Consider the following 21,555-nt stretch of genomic DNA (forward strand, 5'->3'; position numbering starts at 1 on the left):
ATCAGGCATCGGCGGCGTGTTCCTTGACGACGCGGTGGTGGGCGAAGGACAGCGCAGCCACCAGCAGGGCCGTCGCGAGCAAGGCCACCCCCGTGGCGGGAGCGAGTTCCCACCAGTCGGCCGGCGGCAGGTTCGGCGGCGGTGGAACCCCGCGGTCCGTGAATTCTCTGAGCGTTTCGATCCTGCCGCGGATCTCCCAGCCGGCCCAGGCGACGAGTCCGCCGGCGACAAGCGCGTCCAGCAGAAATAGCCTCCGGTGGGTCGCCCAAAACGACCAGCCGCTGACGTGCTTGGCGAATATGGCCTGGGCATTCTTCTGCGCATAGATCGTGCACACGCCGATCCCGGTAATGAACAACACAGTCACGGCCATTGACAGGCTCAGCGCGTTGATCCGCAGCCTGCGTGCCGCTTGTGCGTATCGCGCTGCGGCGTGCTGGGCGACCGGGGTCAGCTCGGTGATGTCTTCTTTCGGCACCTCTCGTCCGATGGCAGCCAACACGTCTTGGGGATTCTTAAAGATGATCCCATCATGGGTTGCCATCGCCGTGTAGGCGCCGTCAGAGATCAGATGCGATCCGTTCGGTACGACGATGAGCACCGGGTCATGCACCAGCGACCTGTCCTGCTCGGCATTGTCGTCGTCGCCGGCGTTGAACGTGAAGACTGTCTGGCCGTCGCGAGCCCACACCTGGTCGACACCGGCCCGGCGCACCCGTTCCCCTCCATCCACCGGGCTGATCTGCGCGGGAACGTTCTCGGTGATGTCGCCGGCATGTTCGCGGAACTTCTCGGGGACGATGACGCGTACCCGGCCCCGCGGATCGGCGCCGTACCGCCCCCCTGACGGACCCACGATCGGCTGGTCGGCAAGGAAGGTGTCGTTGACGAGGAGAAGATCGCCTTCAGGAAGCCCGGCCGCCGGAGGAGCGAGCTGCTCCAGAGGCCACCGATAGTCGGCGATGATCTGTCCGCGGCTGTCAGCGCGGCGCAGCCATCGGCCGACCTGATGCGACATGATCTCAGCGGCGTCCGGCGTGCGGCTTCCAGCGAGAGCGATGTAGGTCGCGCCGCCCAGGGAGGCGAATCTCGTCCGGCTCGCCTCCCTCCGTGTGACGTCCTGCCACGACACCAGGGCGGCGCCGCCGATGACGAAGATGAGCAGCGCGGCGGCGATCCGGACCAGGTAGGCGCCCGCCATCGCCGGTCCGGCCGCCACCTCGCCCTTCAGACCGCGCAGAATCCCGGCGCGGGTGACGAGAGCGAGCGCGCCGGTGTGCGCGATGACCGCCAGGATGCTCAACGCCCCCGCCAGACCGCCTGCGATCAGTGCGAACAGTCCCAGGCGGGCGAATCCGTTGTACAGGCCGAGGAAGATCAATGTGACGGCCGTGACACCCACGGCGGCGATCGACCAGAAGAACGCCAGGCGACGAAGATCTCGTCGGATGATCGTCAGGAACGACATGCCGTGCAAGCGGAGCACGCCGTAGCCTTTGGCGCTCATCAGTACGCTCGCACCCACGGTCAGCACCACGCTGATGGCGATCACATAGAAGGCCGACGTCAGGGGAGGTCGTGAGTGACGGTGGATCTGATCGCCGAGCCCTGGACGATAGATCAAATCACCGGTGAGACCCGACCTGGCGAATTCGGCGCGCAGTGCCTCGACCCCGTCGTGGGATCCGTACACGTGGTACAGACCCCTTGGGTCGGGATACCCGATCTGTTCGAGCGCGTGCGTTCGGACGCGAAGACCATGCCCGAACGGGGAATACCCGTGTTTTAACCAGAACGCGGGAGCGGATCCGGGTTCGCCCGCGGCGATGTAGAGATGCGTGAGCCGGCCGGGATCCCGGAAGTCATCGACCTTCCGCACGATCGAGATATGGTGGGCACGCGCGAATGAGGTGACCATTCGCGCGGTCTCGGCGCCGTTCACGGAGCCATGAGTCTTCATTATCCAGATCGTAGCCGTCTCGCCCAGTGTCGGCTCGCTGTCGAGATCCTCCAGCACCAGAAAAGCGAGCATCGTTGATGCGGCGAAGATGACAACATGAACGATCTTTATGGCGCGGTGACGCAACAGGGTATTCCCCTCGAACCAGATGTCGTTCCCCGATGCACAAGGGTGACGTGAAGAGTCTGTGCTCCCCACGTCACCCCCTGCCGGCGTTGCTCACGTGAACAGGTGAGCGAGCATGAAGCCTCTCACCGAGGCTCAGCAGGTGTTCCTCCAGTACGCGTAGATCGAGGAGGTGCCGTCTCGCGGGATCTTCGTGATCGCCCAGTTCCCTGCCCGGACGCCCCAGTCACGCTTGTACTTGTCGCCCGAGTTTATGGATGAGCCGTGGCACTTCTTTTCGTGAAGGTAGTTCGAGTAGCCATAGGTGGCGTGGGTGCCGTAGTTCCACGTGCCACCGCCGACATTCTTGAGGTCGCGGGTCGCGACGCCGGAGTCCGGGGACAACTTCGCCCATCCGCCGTCCGCGGTGTCGGCACCGGCGCCGGCGCCACCGAGGACAACGGCGCCGGCTGCGGCGGCCATCACCAGGCCGCGTTTGATCGTTTCTTGCACGGATCCTCTCCCTTGCTACGGACATGACATGCACCGGTCGGAGGAGTGCTCTGGGAGTGCATGTGAACCCGAACGCGGCGGCCATCCGGCCGCCGCGTTCGGGTTCTCTCAGGGCCAGGAAAGCAGCTAGATAATAACAAGCTATTGTGATCGTTAGTCAGGTGATGAGTCGACGTCCAGTAGAGAGCCGTCTTCCTCGGAGTCCCGCACTCGGCTTCGGAACTGATGCAAAGCACATGACGGCGGTACAAACGCGCGTACTTTCGCCGCATTCCGGCCATATCGCAGCCGGTCTCCATTTGTACCGCCAGCCGTCGTCCGGGGAGCTCACGGCGGGGAGGACGCCGGTGCGGGGACCTTGCCCAGGAGCTATCCCCCTAGCTAGTTCCGTCGTAAGGTCTTGGACCTGTTGAAGGCCGGCCGGACCGTCCAGCAGGTGGCCGCAGACCTGCAGATCAGCGACCAGACCATTGACAACTGGCGCCGCCAGGGCGGATCGATGCCGGTCTTGAGCCTGGTGTGACCTCCTCAGATCAGGCCGAGCTGGTCGCGGCCCGTCGCCGGATCGCCGAACTGGAGACCGAGCTGGCCGTCACCCGCCGGGCGATCGAGCTGGTAAGAGAGGCGGTTCCCCCAAAGGCGGTTCGAAGCGCCATCGAGGTGATGGCCGCTGAAGGCCTGCCGATTCGAACCTGCTGCCGCGTGCTCAACGTCTCTGAATCAGGGTTCTTCGCCTGGCGGACCCGCGCGCCGTCGGCACGTACGCTGCGGCATGCCTGGTTGCTCGAGCAGATCCGGAAGGTGCACGCCGCCTCAAGCGGCGTCTACGGCGGCCGGCGTGTCCACGCCGAGCTGACCCTCGGCCGCGGCATCGCCGTCGGTCACGGCCAGATCGAGCTGCTGATGCATCGAGCTGGCATCAAAGGCCTGCCCGGGCACAAGCGCCGCCGTCCGGTCCACCAGACGCCGACGGCAGCCGACCTGGTTGACCGCAAGTTCGCGCGCGAGCGCCCGGATCAGCTGTGGGTCACCGATATCACCGAACACCCCACCCGTGAGGGCAAGGTGTACTGCTGCGTGGTGCTGGACACCTACTCCCGCCGCGTGGTCGGCTGGTCGATCGACTCGTCCCAGACCGCGACCTTGGTGACCAACGCCCTGGGCATGGCGATCCACAACCGCCGCCCCGCCGCAGGAGCGGTCATCCATTCCGATCACGGGGTGCAGTTCACCTCTTGGGCCTTCACCCGCCGCGCCCAAGAGTCCGGGCTGGTGGCATCGATGGGCTCGGTCGGAGACTGCTTCGACAACGCCGTGATCGAGTCGTTCTGGGGCCGGATGCAGACCGAGCTACTGAACCGGCGCCGGTGGAAGACCCGCGTCCGCCCGGCATAAAAGCCAACCAACACGGCTCTACGAAAACCGGGGCACATCAATTGATCAGACGCCACGGCTCGCTGCGTGCTGCTGGGCGTCATCCTCAGCCTCGTCACGGCCCAAGTAGCCCAACGCCTCCTGGCACCCTTCAAGACACAACAGCCGCGCGGCCGCGTGCAGCCGCCCCGCATCGGAACGGAGATCGCTACGGATCTCTCGGGCATAAGACTCCAACACGTCTGCTGGCGCGGGAGGTAGAATACTACCCGCCACCTGATCGGCACGAAGTACGGCTGGTCGCTACACGACCACTACACGACCCGACCGGCCTCACGAAAGATCGAGGTAAGAGTCGCACTCTTTGCCGTACTCACGCATTTGGAGCACGACGAAGAGCACGTGAAAGTCGCTGAGATCACCTCAGAGAATAGTCAGGTGGTTCGTCGCCATCGGACGGTTGGGGTAGGTCACGATGTTCCATCGCGAGATGTAAACTTCGGTTCCGTTATCGTCATGGATTATCACGTCGTTATTGCCGGTGGACACCTTGTCGATCCAGCGGATCGTGTTGTGGCCCCACGGGAAGATGGTCCCCGCATTCGCGAAGCACAACGACGTGTACGTATGCTCGCCGTCGTGGTACCAGATCTGCAAGAAATCAGAACTAACGCAATCAACCCCGTTGATTGCGAAAGCTGGCCCTGAAATAAGGGACATGAACAGTGCGGCTGCTCCGGCGATGATTCCGGCGCGCTTGATCGGCTTTCGGCTGACGGAAAGCACTTGACCACCTCACCTTGATGTAGATCGGCCCGACCTAACGATTCTCCCATCGCCGCAGGCTGTCGAGATATCGGTAACGTTGCCTATTTAGCCTTCATAGGTAATGCCCGCCGCTGAAACGTTGAGAGACCGAAGGCGCCGACGACGCTCCGGAGCTGTCGTTCGACTACACGTCAGGGAGTCTCCGACGGCGAGTCCGCCGGGTGCGCATTGCCCGCTCCCCGGAGGGTGGGCCGACAGGAGACGGGATGACCAGGCAGCGGGCTATGTGGCCGAAGCAGCAGCTCACAAGCCCAGGCCGCGACGTGGTACAAATTGCGGGTGACTGACACGCCCGACGTTTAGAAACCGCGCCAGGACTCGGTGGAAGGTTTGGTGCCCTTCCTGCCTGCGGGCAGCGAGATTCGCCAGGCGTTCGTCGCCCAGGTTGCGCCGAACTTCGGCTTCTTCGTCATCACGTATCTTACGGGCCTGACGACGTTCTGGATCAAGTACCGCTGTGTGGCAGTTACCAAGGACGCCATCTATGTGCTGGAGAGCAGCAAACTCTCGGATGGTGCTAAGCCGCACGCTTCCATGACCAGGTCACTGCCGCTGACCGTGAGGCCGACCTGACGTAGTAGCACTCCTGATCGTCAGGGCTTCCTGACGATGAGTCTTCCCGGGAGCGGTTGAGTTACGACAGTGACGGCAACGCCGACGGCAACACCAGCAGACTGGCCGAAGACCAAGACCCGGAAAATACGCGGAATGCGTCGGTGGCCCGTCCCGAAATTTCCGGACAGCTGCTCAACGGTTAATTCATGCTGCGAACTGCCGGTTCTCGTACTCGTTGCCGCAGGACCTGTAGCGGGGTCCGATAGTCGAGTCCTCGCGGTGGCTTGTGACTACAACCCCGAGCATGCGCCCGGCGGAAAGCGTCACGGGAGCGGAGGCCCCGCTCCTCCATCGCATCAGCGGGGGAGTAGCGCCAAGATCCATGGCGTCCTATAAATCCGCCGGCGGTCGGCGCTCGTCCACCGCGAACTGACTCAGGGCAGACGATCGGCCGGCATGCTGCTCCGCTCGGATCGTGGGGGTGATGAGTGATTCGGGTGCCTTACCGATGGTTCGATCGCCGGTCGGTGGGGGAATGGACGGCCGCCTGCACCGCGAGGATCTGTCCGAGGTGGACGTAGAGGCCGCGGCCGGTGGGGCCCTCCAGGGCGATCTGGCGGGGGAGGCGGAGGTTGAAGACGTCGCCGTCGTCCGGGGAGGTGACGGCGAGGAGGACGCCGGTGCGGGAGCGGCGCGTCTCGGAGATGAAACCGCTGTAACCGCGTGCCAGGTCCTGGGTCGTGCCGGCGATGACGACGGCCTGCTCCGCGTCGCGGGCCGCGCGCAGCGCGCGGACCAGCACGTCGTCGAACGAACCGCCGTCGAGCAGCTCGGCGTCGTCGACCACCACCACGTACCGGCTGTGGCCCTCCACGATCTCCTCGAACCGGTACGCGTCGTCCGGGCCCTCCAGGACGGCGAGCACGCCCGGCTCGCCGCGCAGGTCCCGGAGCGGTGAACGGCGCGGGCAGACGAGGACCACCGGCACGGTGCCCTCGCCGATCCGCGGGTCGAGCAGCGACCTCACCATCGTCATCAGGACCGTCGAGCGGCCGGAGCGGGGCGGGCCCGCGACGGTGAAGCCGGGGCCGTCGGCGAGGAGGTCGACGCCGATCGGGCCGAGCTCGTCGCCGCCCGCGCCGACGAGCGCCCACAACGGGGACGGCGCGACGAAGTCGGGGTCGAAGGCCAGGGCCTCCGCGTAGGTCACGTGGACCGGCAGCTCGTCGACGTGCAGCGGCCGCTGGGCGCGACCCGGCCGGTCGTACGCGCGCTCGGCCTCTCTCGCGAGCCGCTGCAAGGCGGCGACCTGGGCGGTGCCGGCGGCGACGTCGGTCAGGAGGGCGATCTGGGACTCGCGCGGCGAGCCGTCCGGGCCGACCGGCTCGAGGACCCGCCCCGGCGGCATGTCGGACGGGACGTGGCGTTCGTCGATGCCCGCGTAGGCGTAGTCGTTCGGGTCGGCCATGCGCAGGATCAGGCGGCCGTCGAAGACCGTGGAGACCTGGCCCGTGAGGCCGGAACGGTCGCCGGTGAAGACGGCGCGCAGGCCGACGGCGGCGCCCTCGCGCAGGAGGCGCAGGAGGGAGTCGATGAGGCGGCCGTAGTCGTAGTCCTCGAACGCGGCGACGTAGCCCTCCCAGCGGTCGAGCAGGAGGAGCATCCAGGGCAGGCGTTCGGCGGGCGCGGCGGCGGTCCGCTGTTCGGCGAGGGAGGAGAAGCCGGTGGCCGCGAGGATCTGCTGGCGGCGGCCGACCTCGGCGTGGAGGCGGGTGAGGAGGCGTTCGAGGCGTTCGGTCTGGTCGCGCGTGACGACGGCGCCGCAGTGCGGGAGGGAGACGAGGGGGAGGAGGGCGTTCCCGCCGCAGTCGATGGCGTAGAGGTGGGCGTCGGCGGGGGCGCAGGTGGCGGCCAGGGAGCCGGCGAGGGTGCGCAGGACCGTGGTACGGCCGGAGCGCGCCGAGCCTGCGACGTACAGGTGGCCGCCCTGGACGAGGTCGAGGGCGAGGACGGAGCGGGTCTGGGCGGACGGCAGGTCGGTCAGGCCGAACGCGAGCGGGGCCACGTCGTCATGGTCGGTGAACACGGCGGGCAGGTCGCCGAGGGTGACGCGGGCCGGGAGCGGCTCCAGCCACGGGGGCGGCTGGTCGTCGAGACCGGCGCGGTCGGCGGCGTCGCGGATCGCGGCGACGAGGGCCTTCAGGTCGGTGAGCGTGGCCGTCTCGTCGTCGGCGGGGCCGGCGACGGGGAGGGGGCGGCCGAGACCCTGCCAGGGGAGGGGGAGGACCTCGGCGGGCGTGGCGGTGAGGGCGCCGGGGCGGCGGCCGCCGATGCGGGCCGACTGGACGGCGTGCGGCGCGGCGGCGCCGGACCGTACGTAGCAGCGGCCGGGCGTGGCCTTGGAGATGCGGGCGGCCGACGGGTCGTCGATGACGTCGGTGGACTCCTCGGCGGCGGTGACGCGCAGCGCGATCCGCAGGTTGGTGTTGGCGCGGATGTCGGCGGTGACGACGCCGGCGGGGCGCTGGGTGGCGAGGAGCAGGTGGACGCCGAGGGAGCGGCCGCGGCGGCCGACGTCGACGAGGCCGTCGACGAAGCCGGGGAGCTCGGCGGCGAGCGTGGCGAACTCGTCGATGACGAGGACGAGGCGCGGCATCCGGATGGAGGCGCGCGGGTCGCCGTCGTCGTGGAGCTCGCAGTAGTCCTCGATGTCCTTGGCCCCGGCGTGCAGGAGGATCTCCTCGCGGCGGCGCAGCTCGGCGCCGAGGGATTCGAGGGCGCGTTCGGTGAGGTGGCCGTCGAGGTCGGTGACCACTCCGGCGACGTGCGGCAGCGCCGCGCAGTCCGCGAACGCGGCGCCGCCCTTGTAGTCGATGAGGACGAACGTCAGCTCGTCGGGCCGGTTCGCCACGGCGAGCGACGCGATGACGGTCTGCAGGAGCTCGGACTTGCCGGCGCCCGTGGTGCCGGCGATGAGGCCGTGCGGCCCGTCGACGCGCAGGTCGACGGTGAACACGCCGTCGGCCGACAGGCCGACCGGGACGGCGGTCGTACGGCCGCCGGCGGCCCAGATCGCCTGGACGTGGGCGGCGGTGGGGTTCGGCATGCCGAGGACGTCGAGGAGCCGGGCCTCGCGGGGGACGGCCGACTCGGCGTCGTCGCGGGAGACGTCCCGTACGGGGGCGAGGGCGCGGGCCATGCGGTCGCACCAGCCGGTGGAGACCTGGTCGGCGAGGATCGGGCCGAGGGAGTCGAGGCCGTGGCCGCGCAGCCGTACGTGCGCGGGCCGGTCCCAGTCCCACACGGCGACGGCGGTGCACTCCTCCGGGAGGAGGCGTTCGTCGTCGTCGATGCAGATCGCGTGCAGCCCGTACGACGGGCCGGCGGACAGGACCTGCGGCATGCCCGGCATCCGGCGCAGGCGCCGCGCGCCGTCCATGACGAGGAGGATGTTGTACGGGCCGGAGCCCTGGGCGGCGCCGCCGAAGAGGCCGCCGGCGGACCGGTCGGCGGCGCGGCGGCGTTCGGTGATGCGGATCGCCAGCTCGGTGATGCGGTGGGCGACGGAGTCGGGGTCCGCGCCGATCAGCGCGACGCACTCCTCGCCTTCGCGGGGGGACGAGTGCGGGAGCCAGCGGACCCAGTTCCAGTGCTCGCCGCCGTCGGGGTCGGCGGAGAGCACGACGATGGCCAGGTCGCGGGGGCTGTGCAGAGCGGCGGCCTGGGCGACGAGCCAGCGGGCGAGCGCGCGGGAGCGGTCGCGGGGGCCGGCGAGCCCGATGACGCCGAGGTCGGCGAGGGGCAGCGAGACGGGGACGGCGTGCGCGACGGGCGGCTCGGGCATGACGGGGTCGGCGTCGCCGCCGCGGCCGGGGACGAGCTCGACGTCCGCGGGGAGGTCGGCGAGGCCGACGCGCAGGTACAGGGTGTCGGCGTCGGAGCGGCGGCGTTCCCAGAGCCGCCGGCGCGGGCCGGTGGCGGTCAGGAGCACCTCGGCGGCGTCCGGCGCGAGCGCGCGGCGGTCCTGTTCGTCGGCGTGGCGCAGGTGCTCCAGCGCGGCGTCGAACTCCTCCTTGGCGTGCCGGTAGTCCTTGATCGCCTTCTTGTAGGACGTGCGGCCGTACATCCGGTCGGCGATCCACTCGCCGACCTGGATGACGGGGTAGGCGAGGGCCATCAGCGCCCAGTACCACTGGCCGGTGACGACGGCCATGACGACGCCGGCCGCGGCGAACAGCAGCGAGCCGACCAGCCGGAGCCGTTCGCGCTGCGTCTTCGGCGGCTCCTGTGGGACCTCCAGCCTGGAGGGCCGCTCGGGCGGCAGCAGGCGGGGCGGCCGGTTGTAGGCGAGCCCGCCGTCCTCCAGGGGTGCGAGGTGGGCGTCCGGGGCGGAGGCCGGGACGTAGGTCAGCACGGAGGACCCGACGGTCAGCATCCCGCCGGGAGCCCACTGGGCGGTGCCGTCGAGCGGGGCCCCGTCGAGGAGGGCGTCGCCGGCGGCGGCGACCGTGACGGAGACGGTGACGCGGTGGGACTCGACCGTGACGGTCAGGGCGTGCGCGGGAACGGACGGGTCGCCGAGGCGCACGTCCACGTCGGGACCGCTGCCGACGGTCGTCTCACCGATGCCGACACGGTGCACCGCGCCCGCGGCGGGGCCGCCGGCGACACGGATCTCGGCACTTCCGGCGGGCTCGGCCAGGACCGTCGCGACGGCGCCGGCGGGGTCGAGGGCCACGAGGGCGCCGTCGCGCAGGACCCGTGCCGCGGGGACGGCCGGATCGAGCATGCGGCCGCCCGCCCACAGGGGCGGCGCGGATTCGGCCACCCAGCGTGCGCTTGGTAGGTGTACGACTTCCGCGAGGGCCTCTTTGACCGGCTCGGTGTTGAGCGCCGTAATTAGTGATCTCGCAACGGTTTCTACCGTCATATCGGAATCACCGTTGACCACGACGTCACGGGGACCGTGATCGGTCATCACCGTGAGCGAGATTCGCATTACCCCTCCGGATTCGCCGTCTGCCGGACCAGGATAGAGAGGGTTCCGGGGTCTCTCCAGCGGCTCCGCCCGAGTGCAGTCTTGATCACTTAACTGGCCGGCGACATCCGGGACGAAACAATCTGTCGATGCCGCATTGACGCGGAGCGGTAAGGACGGAACGATGGTTCGCCGCGTCCCGTCAACGCCGACAGTCCGCAATCCCCCGAATTGGCGGAGTATCCAGTGACGACGAGCAGTGATCGCAAGAGCGTCGCCGACACCCCAGGGCGGCCGTCGCTCGCGGTGGCGGCCGGCCACCGGATTCCCGTGCCGCCCCGGGAGCGCAAGCCGGCGATGGCGGCGCTGGCCGTTCTGCTCATCGTCGGAGGTGCGCTGGTCAGCGCCTATCTGGTGATGGTCAGCGGGCAGCGGGTCCCGGTCATCCGGGTGGCCAAGCCGGTCGCCGCGGGGCAGCGGATCCCGGCCTCCGCGCTGGAGGAGGTCCAGGTCTCGGCGGCCGGCGGCCTGGACTACATTCCGTGGCGGGACCGCGCGAAGGTCACGCAGACGTACGCGACCGTCACCCTCGTCAGCGGATCGCTCCTGACCAACGGGATGATCAGCACGGCCGCCTCGGCGGCCAAGGGCACCGTCGTCGTCGGGCTCGCGCTCAAGCCCGGTCAGCTTCCGGCGGGCGGCCTGCGCCCGGGCGACCGCGTCGCGGTGTACGCCGTGGCGGTGGAGGGGCAGACCGGCATCCAGGCCGGGGCGGTACTCGCTCCGGTCGCGATGGTGTACGACGTCGCCGGGCCCGGTCAGAACGACATCCAGAGCGACCAGGTCCAGGTGTCGGTGACCGTGCCCACGGACGAGGCCCCGCTCGTCACCCAGGCCGCGTCGGCGGGCGCGGTCGCGGTGGCCGTCCTCGCGCCCGGCGAGCAGGCGTCCGGCAAACGGGCGCACGCCGTCACCGTCCCGAGCGCCGTCCCCCCGACGCCGCAGCAGTCGGAGACGGCCCGGCAGCCGGCCCCCGACCGTACGACCCGCCGGCCGGCCTCAGGGGCGTCCGGCGGCCCGACGGGCAGGCCCTGATGGGGCTCATCGTCCTCGCGGCCGACAAGGGAGCTCCGGGCGTCACCACCGCCGCCGTCGCCATCGCGGCGGTGTGGCCGCGCCCGGTGCTGCTGGCCGAGTGCGACCAGGCGGGCGGCGACCTGGTCTACCGGCTGCCCGCCGAGGACGGCGGCATGCTCAACCCCGCGCGCGGCATGCTCAGCCTCGCCGCCACCGCGCGGCGCGGACTGCGCGCGGACCAGGTCTGGGAGCACACCCAGCGGCTCGTCGGCGGCCTGGACGTCCTCGTCGGCCTCGCCAATGCCGAACAGGCCCAGGGGCTCACCTGGCTGTGGGGCCCGCTCGGCCGCGCCTTCGCGAGCCTCGGCGTCCCGGCCCCGTACGCCGACGGCGCCGCGCACGCGGCGAACGGCGTGACGAACGGCATGACGCCGAACGGCGGGTACCCCGTGCCCGGCGCCGGCCACACGGGGAACGGCACGACGCCGAGCGGAGGGTTCCCGATTCAGGGCGGTCCGCCCGTCAACGGAGCGGGCACTCCCGCGATCCAGACGCCCGTCGACGTGGTCGCGGACTGCGGTCGGCTGGGCGCCGGATCGGCCGTGACCGACCTGCTGCGCGAGGCGTCCACCATCGTCCTGTTCACCCGCGCGACCCTCGAACACGTCGCTCACCTGCGCGAACGCATTAACTCGCTCGCCACCGAACTCGGCGGTCACGCCGCCCCGCCGATCGGTGTCGTCGTGGTGGCCGATCCTCGCGAATACCGCACCTCCATCACCGAGGTCGGCCGCATCATTTCCAATGCCGAATTGCCCGCGAGTGTTCTGGGGGGTTTCGCGCTGGATCCCAAGGGTGCTGAAATGCTGAGGGGACGTTGGGGCGGGAGGCTTGACAGATCACTGCTGATTCGTTCGGCCCGGCAGATCGCGGGCGATCTCGCCGCGCGGGCCGCGGGCGGCCCGGAGGGCCGCGAGGCGCAGGGAGCGGCTAGTGGATCACAGTCTCGTTAAGCGACTCCGGCAGGAGGTCGGCGGGCGGCTCGCCGACCAGCGCCGGCTCGACGCCGCGAACGGCATCGCGCCGATGAGCTCGGAGGACGAGCGGCAGTTCGCCCGCGCCCTGATCGGACAGGTCCTCGAGGAGTACGCCCGCGCGGAGATCGCGGCGGGCCGGCGCCCGCCGAACGCCGAAGAGGAAGAGCAGCTCGCGGCCGGCGTGCACGCCGCCCTGTTCGGCGTCGGACGGCTCCAGCCCCTGCTCGAGGACCCCGAGATCGAGAACATCGACGTCAACGGCTGCGACCGGGTGTTCATCGGGTACGCCGACGGCCGGGAGGTCATGGGCGAGCCGGTCGCCGAGTCCGACGAGGAGCTCGTCGAGCTCATCCAGATCCTGGCGGCCTACAGCGGGCTGTCGAGCCGGCCGTTCGACTCCGCCAACCCGCAGCTCGACCTGCGGCTGCCCGACGGGTCCCGGCTGTCCGCCGTCATGGACGTCACCGTACGGCCCGCGCTGTCGATCCGGCGGGCCCGGCTGGGCAAGGTGTTCCTGTCCGACCTCGTCGGCAACGGCACCCTCAGCACCGAGGTCGGCCTGTTCCTGCGGGCCGCCGTCGCCGCGCGCAAGAACATCATGATCGCCGGGGCGACCAACGCCGGGAAGACGACCCTGCTGCGGGCCATCGCCAACGAGATCCCCGCCGCCGAGCGCCTCATCACCGTCGAGCGCGCCCTCGAACTCGGGCTCGACCAGTTCCCCGAGCTGCATCCGAACGTCGTCGCGCTGGAGGAGCGGCTGCCGAACTCCGAGGGCCAGGGCACGATCACGATGGCCGAGCTCGTCCGCCGGTCCCTGCGCATGAACCCCTCCCGCGTCATCGTCGGCGAGGTCCTCGGCGACGAGATCGTCACGATGCTCAACGCGATGACGCAGGGCAACGACGGCTCCCTGTCCACGATCCACGCGAACTCCTCCTGGGAGGTGTTCAACCGCATCGCGACGTACGCCCTGCAGTCCGACGAACGCCTGCCGATCGAGGCGACGCACATGCTCATCGCAGGTGCGATCGACTTCGTCATCTTCATCGAGAAGCGCAACGACTACGCCCAGGGCGGGCGGCTGCGGCGCTTCGTCTCCAGCATCCGCGAGGTGACCGGCTGCGACGGCCGGGTGCTCTCCAGCGAGATCTTCGAGCCCGGTCCGGACGGCTCCGCCGTGCCCGCCGCGCCGATCGCCTGCGTCCAGGAGCTCGTGCCCTTCGGCTACGACCCGGCCCACGGGGTCTCCTGGTGAGCGCCGGCCTCACCGACGTCACCGCGCTGCCCGCCATCCTCGCGGGCGCGATGGTCGGCGGTGGCGTGTTCCTGCTCGTCCTCGCGATCCGCGGCGTACGTCCCCGGCCGGGCAGGCCGTCCGGGCGCAGCCGAGAGGAGATCATCCGCACGCTGAGCACGCGCACGGCGCTGGCCGTCATCGTCGGCGTCGCCGTGCTGATCGTCACGCGGTGGCCGGTCGCCGCGCTCGGCAGCGGCCTGCTCGTCCTCGCCTGGAACACCGTCGGCGGCGGCGCGGCCGAGGAGCGCCGCGCGATGGCCCGGCTGGAGGCCCTCGCCGCGTGGACCGAGTCGCTGCGCGACACGATCGCCGGCGCGGTCGGCCTCGAACAGGCCATCCCCTCCTCGCTGCGCGCCGTCGCCCCGGTGCTCGAACCGCACGTACGGACCCTGGTCGACCGCCTGCACACCCGCGTGCCGCTCGCCGACGCGCTCCGCAGGTTCGGCGACGACCTGAACGACCCGTCCGCCGACCTCGTCGTCGCGGCGCTCATCCTGAACGCGCGGCTGCGCGGCCCCGGCCTGCGCGACATGCTCGGCGCGCTGTCCACCTCCGCCCGCGCCGAGCTCGACATGCGGCGCCGCGTCGAGGCGAACCGCCGCACCACGCGCCGCAGCGTCCAGATCGTCGTCGGCGTCTCGGTCGGCACGGCCATGGTGCTCGCCGTCTTCAACCGGTCCTACGTGAAGATGTACGACACGGTCACCGGCCAGCTCGTCCTCGGCGTGGTCGTCGGGCTGTTCGCCCTCGGGTTCATCTGGCTGCGCCGCCTCGCCAAGTACGAGATGCCGCAGCGCTTCCTCGGCGGCGCCGACACCGACCGCCCCGGTGTGCCCTCCGAGGTCCCGGAGACGGTCGCGCGCTGGCAGGGCCGTACGGGCACCGGCCCCAACCCCACGGTCAAGGGAGGCACCCGATGACGACCGCACCGCGGGCCGGGGGCCTCCTCGGGCGGGGAGGAGCGCGATGACGACCGCACTACTGGCCGGGGCGCTCTTCGGTCTGGGCGGGTACCTCCTGTTCCGGGCGCTGTTCCCGCCCCGGCCGGGACTGGCGGCGCGCCTCGCGGCCTTCGACGCGGCCCGCCGGCGCGGCGAGACCGGGCCGGAACGCCGCCGGCCCTCCGGCGACTCGGGCCGGTTCCCCGGGCTGCGCGCCCGGGTCGGCCGCTCCTTGGCCGCCTTCTACGAGGCGCGGGGATGGCAGCAGCGCTCGGCCCGCGCGGACCTGGCCCTGCTGGACCGGTCGTTCGAGGGGTTCCTCGCGACGAAGTTCCTGCTGTCGGCGGCGGCCATCGTGTTCATCCCCATCCTCGCCGGCTACTTCGCCATTCTGGGGCTCGGCGTCGCGGTCTCCGTCCCGGTCTGGGTCGGCCTGTTCTTCGCGCTCATCTTCTTCCTGCTGCCGGACCTGCAGCTGCGCCAGGAGGCGGCGGCGCGGCGGCGCGACTTCCGGCACGCCGTCAGCGCGTTCCTCGACCTCGTCGCGATGAACCTCGCGGGCGGGCGCGGCGTGCCCGAGGCCCTCATGACCGCCGCGAACGTCGGTGACGGCTGGGCCATGCGCCGCATCCGCGACGCCCTGTCCAACGCGCGCATCACCGGCATCACGCCGTGGCAGGCGCTCGGGCGGCTCGGCGAGGAGATCAGCGTCGACGAGCTCCGCGACCTGTCCGCGGCGCTCGCCCTGGTCGCCGACGACGGGGCGAAGGTGCGGCAGTCGCTGTCCGCCCGCGCGGCCAGCATGCGCAGCCGCGAGCTCGCGGACATCGAGGGGAAGGCAGGTGAGCAGTCCCAGTCCATGCTCGTCGCCCAGCTGCTGCTGTGCGCCGGTTTCTTGATCTTCCTCGCCTATCCGGCGGTGATGCGGGTCATCGCCACATGACGACGAAGAACCGTCCTCCGAATCACCCGAGGTGTTCCATGCAGTGGTTGAATCCGATGAACGACCCGGTCGTCGTCTATGTGCGGTCCCACGTCGAGGCGCGCATCGAGCGGCTTCGCGAGGACTCCGAGCGGTCACGCGGTGCGTCCGCGATCGAGTGGGCGATCATCACCGGCATCCTCGCGCTCATCGCGATCACCGTCGGCTGGGTGATCTTCCGCCGGGTCAAGTCCGCCGCCAACAAGATCAACGTCGACAACGGTCCCGGGGGCTGAGGTGCGCTGCCGCACCGTACGGGAGGGCGCCACGGCGGACGACGGCGCGAACACCCTCGAACTCGCGTTGCTGACGCCGATCCTCCTGCTCGTCATTCTGCTGGTGGTCCAGTTCGCGATGGTCTACCACGCCCGGCACGTCGCGCTCGCGGCCGCGCAATCCGGCGCCCGCGTCGCGCGCGAGAGCGGAGCCGCCGACTGGAAGGGAGAGGCGGAGACGAAGGCGCGCGAGTACGTCCAGCAGATCGGCCCGGCGCTGCTGACCGGCGTGACACCGCAGGCCGGCGGCGACCAGAACTCGCGGTGGGTGACGGTGACCGGCACCGCGGTGCGGGTCGTGCCCTTCATGACCTTCCACGTCAGCCAGCGATCCGGCGGGCCGATCGAGTGCTACCGGCCCGACGTCGGCGCTGGCACGACCTGCGAGGCCCGGCCATGAGACCTGCGGCGGCCAAGCCTCCGAGGAACGCGCCGGGACCGGCGACGGAGCACACGCCGGCGGAGGACGCGGGGTCGCCGGTGGCGGTCCCGGACCGGGGCACGATGGCCTTGGAGATGGCGATCCTCACCCCGTTGCTCGTGGCGTTCATGATGCTGATGGTCGGGCTCGGCCGGATCGTGGAGGCGCACGGCCAGGTGGACGGCGCCGCGCGTGACGCGGCCCGGGCCGCCTCGGTGGCGCGCGATCGGGTGAGCGCCCGCTCCGACGCCGAGCAGGCGGCTCAGGCGACCCTCAGCGGTTCCAAACGGTGCCGGGGCGGACCGCGTACGGAGCCGGACTTCCGCGACTGGCGTCCGGGCGGCCAGGTCACCGTCACGGTGCGGTGCGACATCGACCTCGGCGGCCTGTCGCTCATCGGGCTGGCCGCGTCCAGGACGATGGTCGGCACGGCGACCGCTCCCCTCGACACGCTGCGGAGGATCGATTGACGCGGTGGCACCGGGCGGTGGCCGACGACCGCGACCGCGGGACGGTCGCGATGTTCACCACGATCTTCGCCCTGTTCGTGATCGTGCTGGCCGGGCTCGTCGTCGACGGGGGCCTGGCGATCCACGCGCGCCAGCGGGCGGCGGACATCGCCGAGCAGGGCGCCCGCGCCGCGGCCGACGAGATCGACCAGGACGTCCTGCGGCGGACCGGGCAGGCGCGGATCACCGATCCGCGCGCGGCCTGTGCCCGCGCCGAACGCCTCGTCGCCACCTACCCGGAGGTGACGGGGCGGGCCCGATGCCAGATCGAGGGCGGCCGTACCGCGCGCGTCGTCGTACAGATCAAGGTCCGGCTGCAGCTGCTCGGCATCATCCCCGGCTTCAACGACTTCACCATGACGTCGGCGGCCACCGCCCACCCTCAGGAGGGGATCTGATGAGGCTGGTCACCTCTCCGACGAAGGAGGGCGCATGAGCACGATTCGGCGGCCGCCTGTGCGGATCGACCGCGGGCGCGGGCCCGGTGACGTGGCCGTCGGGGTGCTCGCGCTCGCCGCCATCGCCGCGCTGCTGGTCGGCGTGCCGTTCGCGCTGGTCACCTTCTTCGGCTCGCCGATCCCGAGCAGGCCCCCGTCGATGGAGACGCTGACGCAGCGGCTGGACACCTCCGCGCTGATGCGGATCCTCGTCATCGTCGTGTGGCTGGCCTGGCTGCAGCTGGCGGCCTGCGTGCTCGTGGAGGTGTACGCGGGGATCCGCGGGGTCGGCGTGCCCGCCCGGGTGCCGTTCGCCGGTGGTCCCCAGGCCGTGGCGCACCGGCTCGTCGTCGCGGCCCTGCTGCTGTTCACCGCCACGACGGTGGTGGTGCCCGCCCTGACCGCGCCGCGCGCGACGCACGTCCAGGTCAAGGACCCGCCGCGGCAGCAGCCGCGGCCGGCCGAACACCCCGAGGCCGTGGCCCGGCAGGCTCCGGAACCGGACACCGCGCCGACGCCCATGGAGCAGAACGCCGTACGCAAGATCTACCGGGTCCGCCCGCCGGAGGGACGCCACCACGAGAGCCTGTGGGAGATCGCGGAGAAGTGTCTCGGCGACGGCCGCCGTTACCGGGAGATCTACGCGCTGAACAAGGGCAAGGTGCAGCCGGACGGCACCCGGCTGACGATGGCGAGCCTGATCCGGCCCGGCTGGGTGCTCGACATGCCGGCCGACGCGACGCACGTCGAGGTGGTCCAGCGAGGTCCGCACGACGGGCAGCACGAGCACGGCGTGCCGCACTCCCAGGTGCCCGGCGGCGTCCACCACCGCGGCGGCGTCACCACCGAGAAGCAGGCCGTCGACGCGGCCCGGCGCGCCGCCGAGCAGGAGGCGCGGGACCACCGGACCGGTCACGAGGCGGGCCGGGGGAACGACCAGGGGACGGCCCATCAGGGCGGTGCCGAGGCGAGTCGCCCGCCGGCCGCGCAGCCGCCGCACGCGACCTCACCGGGTACGGCCCCGTCGGCACGGCCACCCGCTCACGCGGCACCGCCCGCTCACGCGTCGCCGCGCGCCGAGCATTCCGCGCCGGCCCGGCCGGAGCATTCCGGGCAGCCGTCCGAGCGGCATCGGCCGCCCGCCGAACAGCATCGGCCCGCCGAGCGGCAGCCCGCTCACCTGCCGGACTTCGGCTGGCCCGAGGAGCTGGCGGTGGCGTCACTGCTCGCCGCCGGAGTACTCGCCGTCCTCGGGCGACGACGGCGGGAGCAGCTGTGGCGGCGGGCGTTCGGCACCAGGATCGCCCGGCCGGACGGGGAGGCCGCGCTCGCCGAGCAGGCGCTGCGCATCGGCGCGGACACCGACGCGACCCGCCTGCTCGACCTCGGTCTCCGGCAGATGTCCAAGGCCCTCGCCGCCGAGGGGCGCACGCTGCCCACCGTGTACGGCGTGCACCTCGGGGCCGACAGTCTCGACCTGTGGATCGCGCCCGCCGACCGCAATCCGCCGGCGCCCTGGGAGGAGTACGACAACGGGCAGGTCTGGCGGCTGAACGCCGGCGCCCTCGACGGGGTGGCCACCGCGGACCTCGCCGACGTCCTGGCGCCGTACCCGGGGCTCGTCTCGATCGGCACGAACGACACCGGCCGGATCCTCATCGACCTGGAGACCGCGCACGGGCTGATCTCCCTGCAGGGCCCGGACGAGGCCCGCCGCGCCGTCCTTGCGGCCGTCGCGGTCGAGCTGGCGACGAACCGCTGGTCCGACCATATGCGGATCACGCTCGTCGGCTTTGGCGAGGAGCTCTCGCTGATCGCGCCGGACCGCATCCGGGCCGTCGCCACGCTCGGCGAGGCGCTGCCGGAGCTGGAGAGCCGTACTGAGGAGGTGCGGCAGGCCCTCGCCGCCTCGGGCGTCGACTCGGTCCTCACCGGCCGCTGCCGCGGCGTGTTCGGTGAGGCGTGGATGCCGCACTACCTGATCATGGCCGACCCGCCGACGCCCGACGAGGCCGAACGCCTCGTCGCCCTGGCCCGTACCGGTCAGCGGATGGCGGCCGGGTACATCGTCGCGGGGGAGACGCCCGGCGCCACCTGGACCTGGGACGTCACGCCCGACGGCCGGCTCCGCGCCGGGGTCCTCGGCTTCGACGTCGAGGCCCAGCTCGTGCCCGAGCGGCACTACCGCGCCGTCCTCGAGCTGTTCCGTACGGCCGGGCGGGCGGACGGCGTCCCGTACGGCGGTCTCGACGAGGAGCCGGTGCCGGCGCCCGCGATGGGCGAGGTACGGCCCGCCGTCGACATCCGGATCCTCGGCCCCGTCGAGGTGGACGCGCCGGGCGTCGTCGAGGAGAGCCGCCGGGCGCTGTGCACCGAGGTGCTCGTCCACCTGGCCACCCACCCCGAGGGCGTGCACCCGACCGTCCTGAGCGGCGCGGTGTGGCCGCGCGGGGTCTCGGCGCCGGTGCGCGACGCGACCGTCGCCCGGGTCGCCGACTGGCTCGGCCGCGACTCCCGTGGCCGCCCCAACCTGTACTACGACGAGCGCGGCCGGATCCGGCTGGGGTCGGAGGTCCGGGTCGACTGGGAGATGTTCCGCTGGCTCGTCTGGCGGTCCGCCGCCGAGCCGGCCTCCGAGACGGCGTACCTCACCTACGCCCTGGACCTCGTACGGGGCCCGCTGCTGGAGGGCCGTCCGCGCGGCCGGTACTCCTGGCTGGCCGCCGAGGACCTGGAGTACGAGGCGACCGCGCGTGTCGCGGACGTCGCGCACCGGCTCGTGCTGATGCGCCTGGACGACGGCGACTCCCGGGGAGCGGTGACGGCGGCCCGCGCCGGCCTTCGGCTGGCGGCGGACGACGAGGGCCTGTGGCGGGACCTGCTGCGCGCCACCCACGCGACGGGCGACCGGTCCGCGGTCTACGAGGTCGTCGACGAGCTGAGCGAGCGCGTCGGCGCCGACCCGTTCGCCGCGCAGCTGCAGCCGGAGACGGAGGCGCTGGTCGAGGAGCTCGTACCCCAGTACCGCGTCGCCGAGGGCGCGGGCTGAGGATCCCTACCGGTAGTTGCCGGTGTGGCCCAGGGAGAACCGGCCGGGCTGCGGGAAGACGCACAGACCGTGCGGGGCGGGTCCGGCGGGCAGCCGCCGGATGATCCGCCCGGTGCGCGTCGAGACGGCGACGACCGTGTCGGCCTGCCGGGCGGACAGCCACAGCACCCGGCCGTCCGCCGACACCCCGCCCATGTCGGGCGCCACGGGGAGCCGCCACCGGTTCACGAGGCGGTGGTCGGCGACGGAGATCAGCGAGACCGTACGCGCGGCGCCGTCGGTGACGTAGAGGGTGGCGGCGTCGCGGCTGGGGTACAGCCCGTGTGCGCCGCGCCCGGTGGGGATGAACTCCGCCGGCCGCAGGCCCGCGGCGTCGACCACCCACACGCCGCCGCGCCCCGCGTCGGCGACGAAGAAGGCCGTGCCGTCCGGGGACAGGCGGACGTCCTGGAGCCGCGCGTCCGAGGCGAGCCGGCCCGTCGCCGTGGCGGACCGCCGTTCGAGGTCGACGCGGACGAGCCGCCCGCCGGCACACGCCACGGCCATCGTCGATCCGTCGGCCGACAGGTCCGCCGCGGCCGGGTCGGGGCAGGGCAGGCGGACGGTGGACCGGAGCCGCAGGGTCCGCGGGTCGCGGATCTGCAGGCGGCCCGGCCGTGCGCCCAGGACCAGGGAGGACCGGCCGTCGAGGGTGAAGTACAGGTCGACGGGATCGGGGACCGGCACCGTACGGCCGAGCGCGCCGGTGCGCGCGTCGATCGGCACGAGGCCGGCCGCCTCGGCGACCCACAGGGTCCGCAGATCCCACGATGGGATGACCTGCCGTGGCACGCGGCCGACCGGGATGCGGCGGATCGGGCGGTACGTACGGGCGTCGACGACCTCGACCGCGGTCCCGCCGCTGACCGGGACGTACACCCGTGGCGGCAGGCGCCGCGCGGCGGGCCCGAGCATCCCGGCCCGCGTCGCGGCGTAGACGCCGGGCCGCCGGTCGGGCGAGGGGGCGGGGCGGCTGAGCGGCGAGGGCGGCGGCGTGACGGTCGGCCGGACGTACGGCGCCGGCCCGCCGAGCGCCAGGACCGGCGAGTCGGGCCCCGGCCGGCCGCGGAACGGCACCGACTGACACCCGCAGAGCACCGCGCACCCGACGGCCCATGTCGCCGCGACCACGACGCGCGGCACCGCTCTGCACCCCTTCATAGGCGCCGAACCTA

17 protein-coding genes and 1 pseudogene are annotated in these 21,555 nt (G+C 71.6%); 13 read left to right on the top strand and 5 right to left on the bottom strand.

Annotated elements, in window-relative coordinates; translation table 11 throughout:
* Position 1: 1 nt before the first annotated feature.
* Positions 2-2,158 carry a hypothetical protein gene (locus tag NE234_RS38265; protein WP_252785859.1) on the bottom strand — a complete coding sequence of 719 codons (2,157 nt, stop codon included), beginning with the start codon at positions 2,156-2,158 and terminating at the stop codon, positions 2-4.
* A gap of 63 nt (positions 2,159-2,221) precedes the next feature.
* Entirely contained in the window at positions 2,222-2,578 is a 357-nt protein-coding gene (locus NE234_RS38270) for a lactococcin 972 family bacteriocin (protein WP_252785860.1), read from the bottom strand.
* A gap of 397 nt (positions 2,579-2,975) precedes the next feature.
* Here NE234_RS38270 and NE234_RS38275 point away from each other — a divergent pair.
* Positions 2,976-3,101, top strand: a pseudogene (locus NE234_RS38275) (helix-turn-helix domain-containing protein); the annotation flags it as partial.
* On the top strand, positions 3,098-3,973 hold the full coding sequence (locus NE234_RS38280) for an IS3 family transposase (RefSeq protein WP_252785862.1): 876 nt from the start codon (positions 3,098-3,100) through the stop codon (positions 3,971-3,973). The pseudogene NE234_RS38275 and the gene NE234_RS38280, both read left to right, overlap by 4 nt.
* 402 nt (positions 3,974-4,375) lie before the next feature.
* On the opposite strand, the gene NE234_RS38285 is transcribed toward NE234_RS38280, so the two are convergent.
* Positions 4,376-4,738 carry a beta/gamma crystallin domain-containing protein gene (locus NE234_RS38285; RefSeq protein WP_252785863.1) on the bottom strand — a complete coding sequence of 121 codons (363 nt, stop codon included), beginning with the start codon at positions 4,736-4,738 and terminating at the stop codon, positions 4,376-4,378.
* A 363-nt stretch (positions 4,739-5,101) separates the two neighbouring features.
* Between NE234_RS38285 and NE234_RS38290 the strand changes: the two genes are divergently transcribed.
* On the top strand, positions 5,102-5,353 hold the full coding sequence (locus NE234_RS38290) for a hypothetical protein (RefSeq protein ID WP_252785864.1): 252 nt from the start codon (positions 5,102-5,104) through the stop codon (positions 5,351-5,353).
* A gap of 484 nt (positions 5,354-5,837) precedes the next feature.
* On the opposite strand, the gene NE234_RS38295 is transcribed toward NE234_RS38290, so the two are convergent.
* The gene (locus NE234_RS38295) at positions 5,838-10,163 is read right to left on the bottom strand and encodes an FtsK/SpoIIIE domain-containing protein (protein ID WP_308206977.1); all 4,326 of its coding nucleotides are present in this window, start codon (positions 10,161-10,163) and stop codon (positions 5,838-5,840) included.
* A 396-nt stretch (positions 10,164-10,559) separates the two neighbouring features.
* Here NE234_RS38295 and NE234_RS38300 point away from each other — a divergent pair, with 396 nt between their 5' ends.
* The 10 genes from NE234_RS38300 to NE234_RS38345 are packed head-to-tail and all read left to right on the top strand — an operon-like array spanning position 10,560 to position 20,341.
* Positions 10,560-11,408: a CpaB family protein gene (locus tag NE234_RS38300; RefSeq protein WP_252785866.1), complete on the top strand. Its 849-nt coding sequence runs from the start codon at positions 10,560-10,562 to the stop codon at positions 11,406-11,408.
* Positions 11,408-12,403, top strand: coding sequence for a hypothetical protein (locus NE234_RS38305; protein WP_252785867.1), 996 nt, complete (start codon positions 11,408-11,410; stop codon positions 12,401-12,403). Before NE234_RS38300 ends, NE234_RS38305 begins: the two co-directional genes overlap by 1 nt.
* Positions 12,384-13,685 (top strand): CpaF family protein, encoded by a 1,302-nt coding sequence (locus NE234_RS38310; RefSeq protein ID WP_252785868.1) that lies wholly within the window; start codon positions 12,384-12,386, stop codon positions 13,683-13,685. Before NE234_RS38305 ends, NE234_RS38310 begins: the two co-directional genes overlap by 20 nt.
* Positions 13,682-14,647 (top strand): type II secretion system F family protein, encoded by a 966-nt coding sequence (locus NE234_RS38315; RefSeq protein WP_252785869.1) that lies wholly within the window; start codon positions 13,682-13,684, stop codon positions 14,645-14,647. Before NE234_RS38310 ends, NE234_RS38315 begins: the two co-directional genes overlap by 4 nt.
* A 46-nt stretch (positions 14,648-14,693) precedes the next feature.
* Positions 14,694-15,611: a type II secretion system F family protein gene (locus NE234_RS38320; RefSeq protein WP_252785870.1), complete on the top strand. Its 918-nt coding sequence runs from the start codon at positions 14,694-14,696 to the stop codon at positions 15,609-15,611.
* Between the two features lie 38 nt (positions 15,612-15,649).
* Positions 15,650-15,886, top strand: coding sequence for a Flp family type IVb pilin (locus NE234_RS38325; RefSeq protein ID WP_252785871.1), 237 nt, complete (start codon positions 15,650-15,652; stop codon positions 15,884-15,886).
* Position 15,887: 1 nt separating this feature from the next.
* Positions 15,888-16,325 carry a TadE/TadG family type IV pilus assembly protein gene (locus NE234_RS38330; RefSeq protein WP_252785872.1) on the top strand — a complete coding sequence of 146 codons (438 nt, stop codon included), beginning with the start codon at positions 15,888-15,890 and terminating at the stop codon, positions 16,323-16,325.
* Positions 16,322-16,816 carry a TadE family protein gene (locus tag NE234_RS38335; protein WP_252785873.1) on the top strand — a complete coding sequence of 165 codons (495 nt, stop codon included), beginning with the start codon at positions 16,322-16,324 and terminating at the stop codon, positions 16,814-16,816. The genes NE234_RS38330 and NE234_RS38335 overlap by 4 nt, the downstream gene beginning before the upstream one ends.
* A complete protein-coding gene (locus NE234_RS38340) occupies positions 16,813-17,253 on the top strand; it encodes a TadE/TadG family type IV pilus assembly protein (RefSeq protein WP_252785874.1) in 441 nt (146 codons plus the stop codon). The genes NE234_RS38335 and NE234_RS38340 overlap by 4 nt, the downstream gene beginning before the upstream one ends.
* A gap of 34 nt (positions 17,254-17,287) precedes the next feature.
* Positions 17,288-20,341, top strand: coding sequence for a bacterial transcriptional activator domain-containing protein (locus NE234_RS38345; RefSeq protein ID WP_252785875.1), 3,054 nt, complete (start codon positions 17,288-17,290; stop codon positions 20,339-20,341).
* 6 nt (positions 20,342-20,347) lie between these two features.
* Here the strand turns inward: NE234_RS38345 and NE234_RS38350 are convergent, their stop codons facing one another.
* Positions 20,348-21,541: a YncE family protein gene (locus NE234_RS38350; RefSeq protein WP_252785876.1), complete on the bottom strand. Its 1,194-nt coding sequence runs from the start codon at positions 21,539-21,541 to the stop codon at positions 20,348-20,350.
* Positions 21,542-21,555 lie beyond the last annotated feature (14 nt).

Origin of the sequence: Actinoallomurus rhizosphaericola (genome assembly GCF_024055675.1) — a bacterium.
In the GTDB taxonomy this organism is placed as follows: domain Bacteria; phylum Actinomycetota; class Actinomycetes; order Streptosporangiales; family Streptosporangiaceae; genus Actinoallomurus; species Actinoallomurus soli.

What these genes read in the sequence shown, in the direction of transcription:
- NE234_RS38345 (WP_252785875.1), top strand. Translation starts at nt 17,288, where the DNA reads ATGAGCACGATTCGGCGGCCGCCTGTGCGGATCGACCGCGGGCGCGGG.
- NE234_RS38320 (WP_252785870.1), top strand. Translation starts at nt 14,694, where the DNA reads ATGACGACCGCACTACTGGCCGGGGCGCTCTTCGGTCTGGGCGGGTAC.
- NE234_RS38325 (WP_252785871.1), top strand. Translation starts at nt 15,650, where the DNA reads ATGCAGTGGTTGAATCCGATGAACGACCCGGTCGTCGTCTATGTGCGG.
- NE234_RS38350 (WP_252785876.1), bottom strand. Translation starts at nt 21,541, where the DNA reads ATGAAGGGGTGCAGAGCGGTGCCGCGCGTCGTGGTCGCGGCGACATGG.
- NE234_RS38305 (WP_252785867.1), top strand. Translation starts at nt 11,408, where the DNA reads ATGGGGCTCATCGTCCTCGCGGCCGACAAGGGAGCTCCGGGCGTCACC.
- NE234_RS38335 (WP_252785873.1), top strand. Translation starts at nt 16,322, where the DNA reads ATGAGACCTGCGGCGGCCAAGCCTCCGAGGAACGCGCCGGGACCGGCG.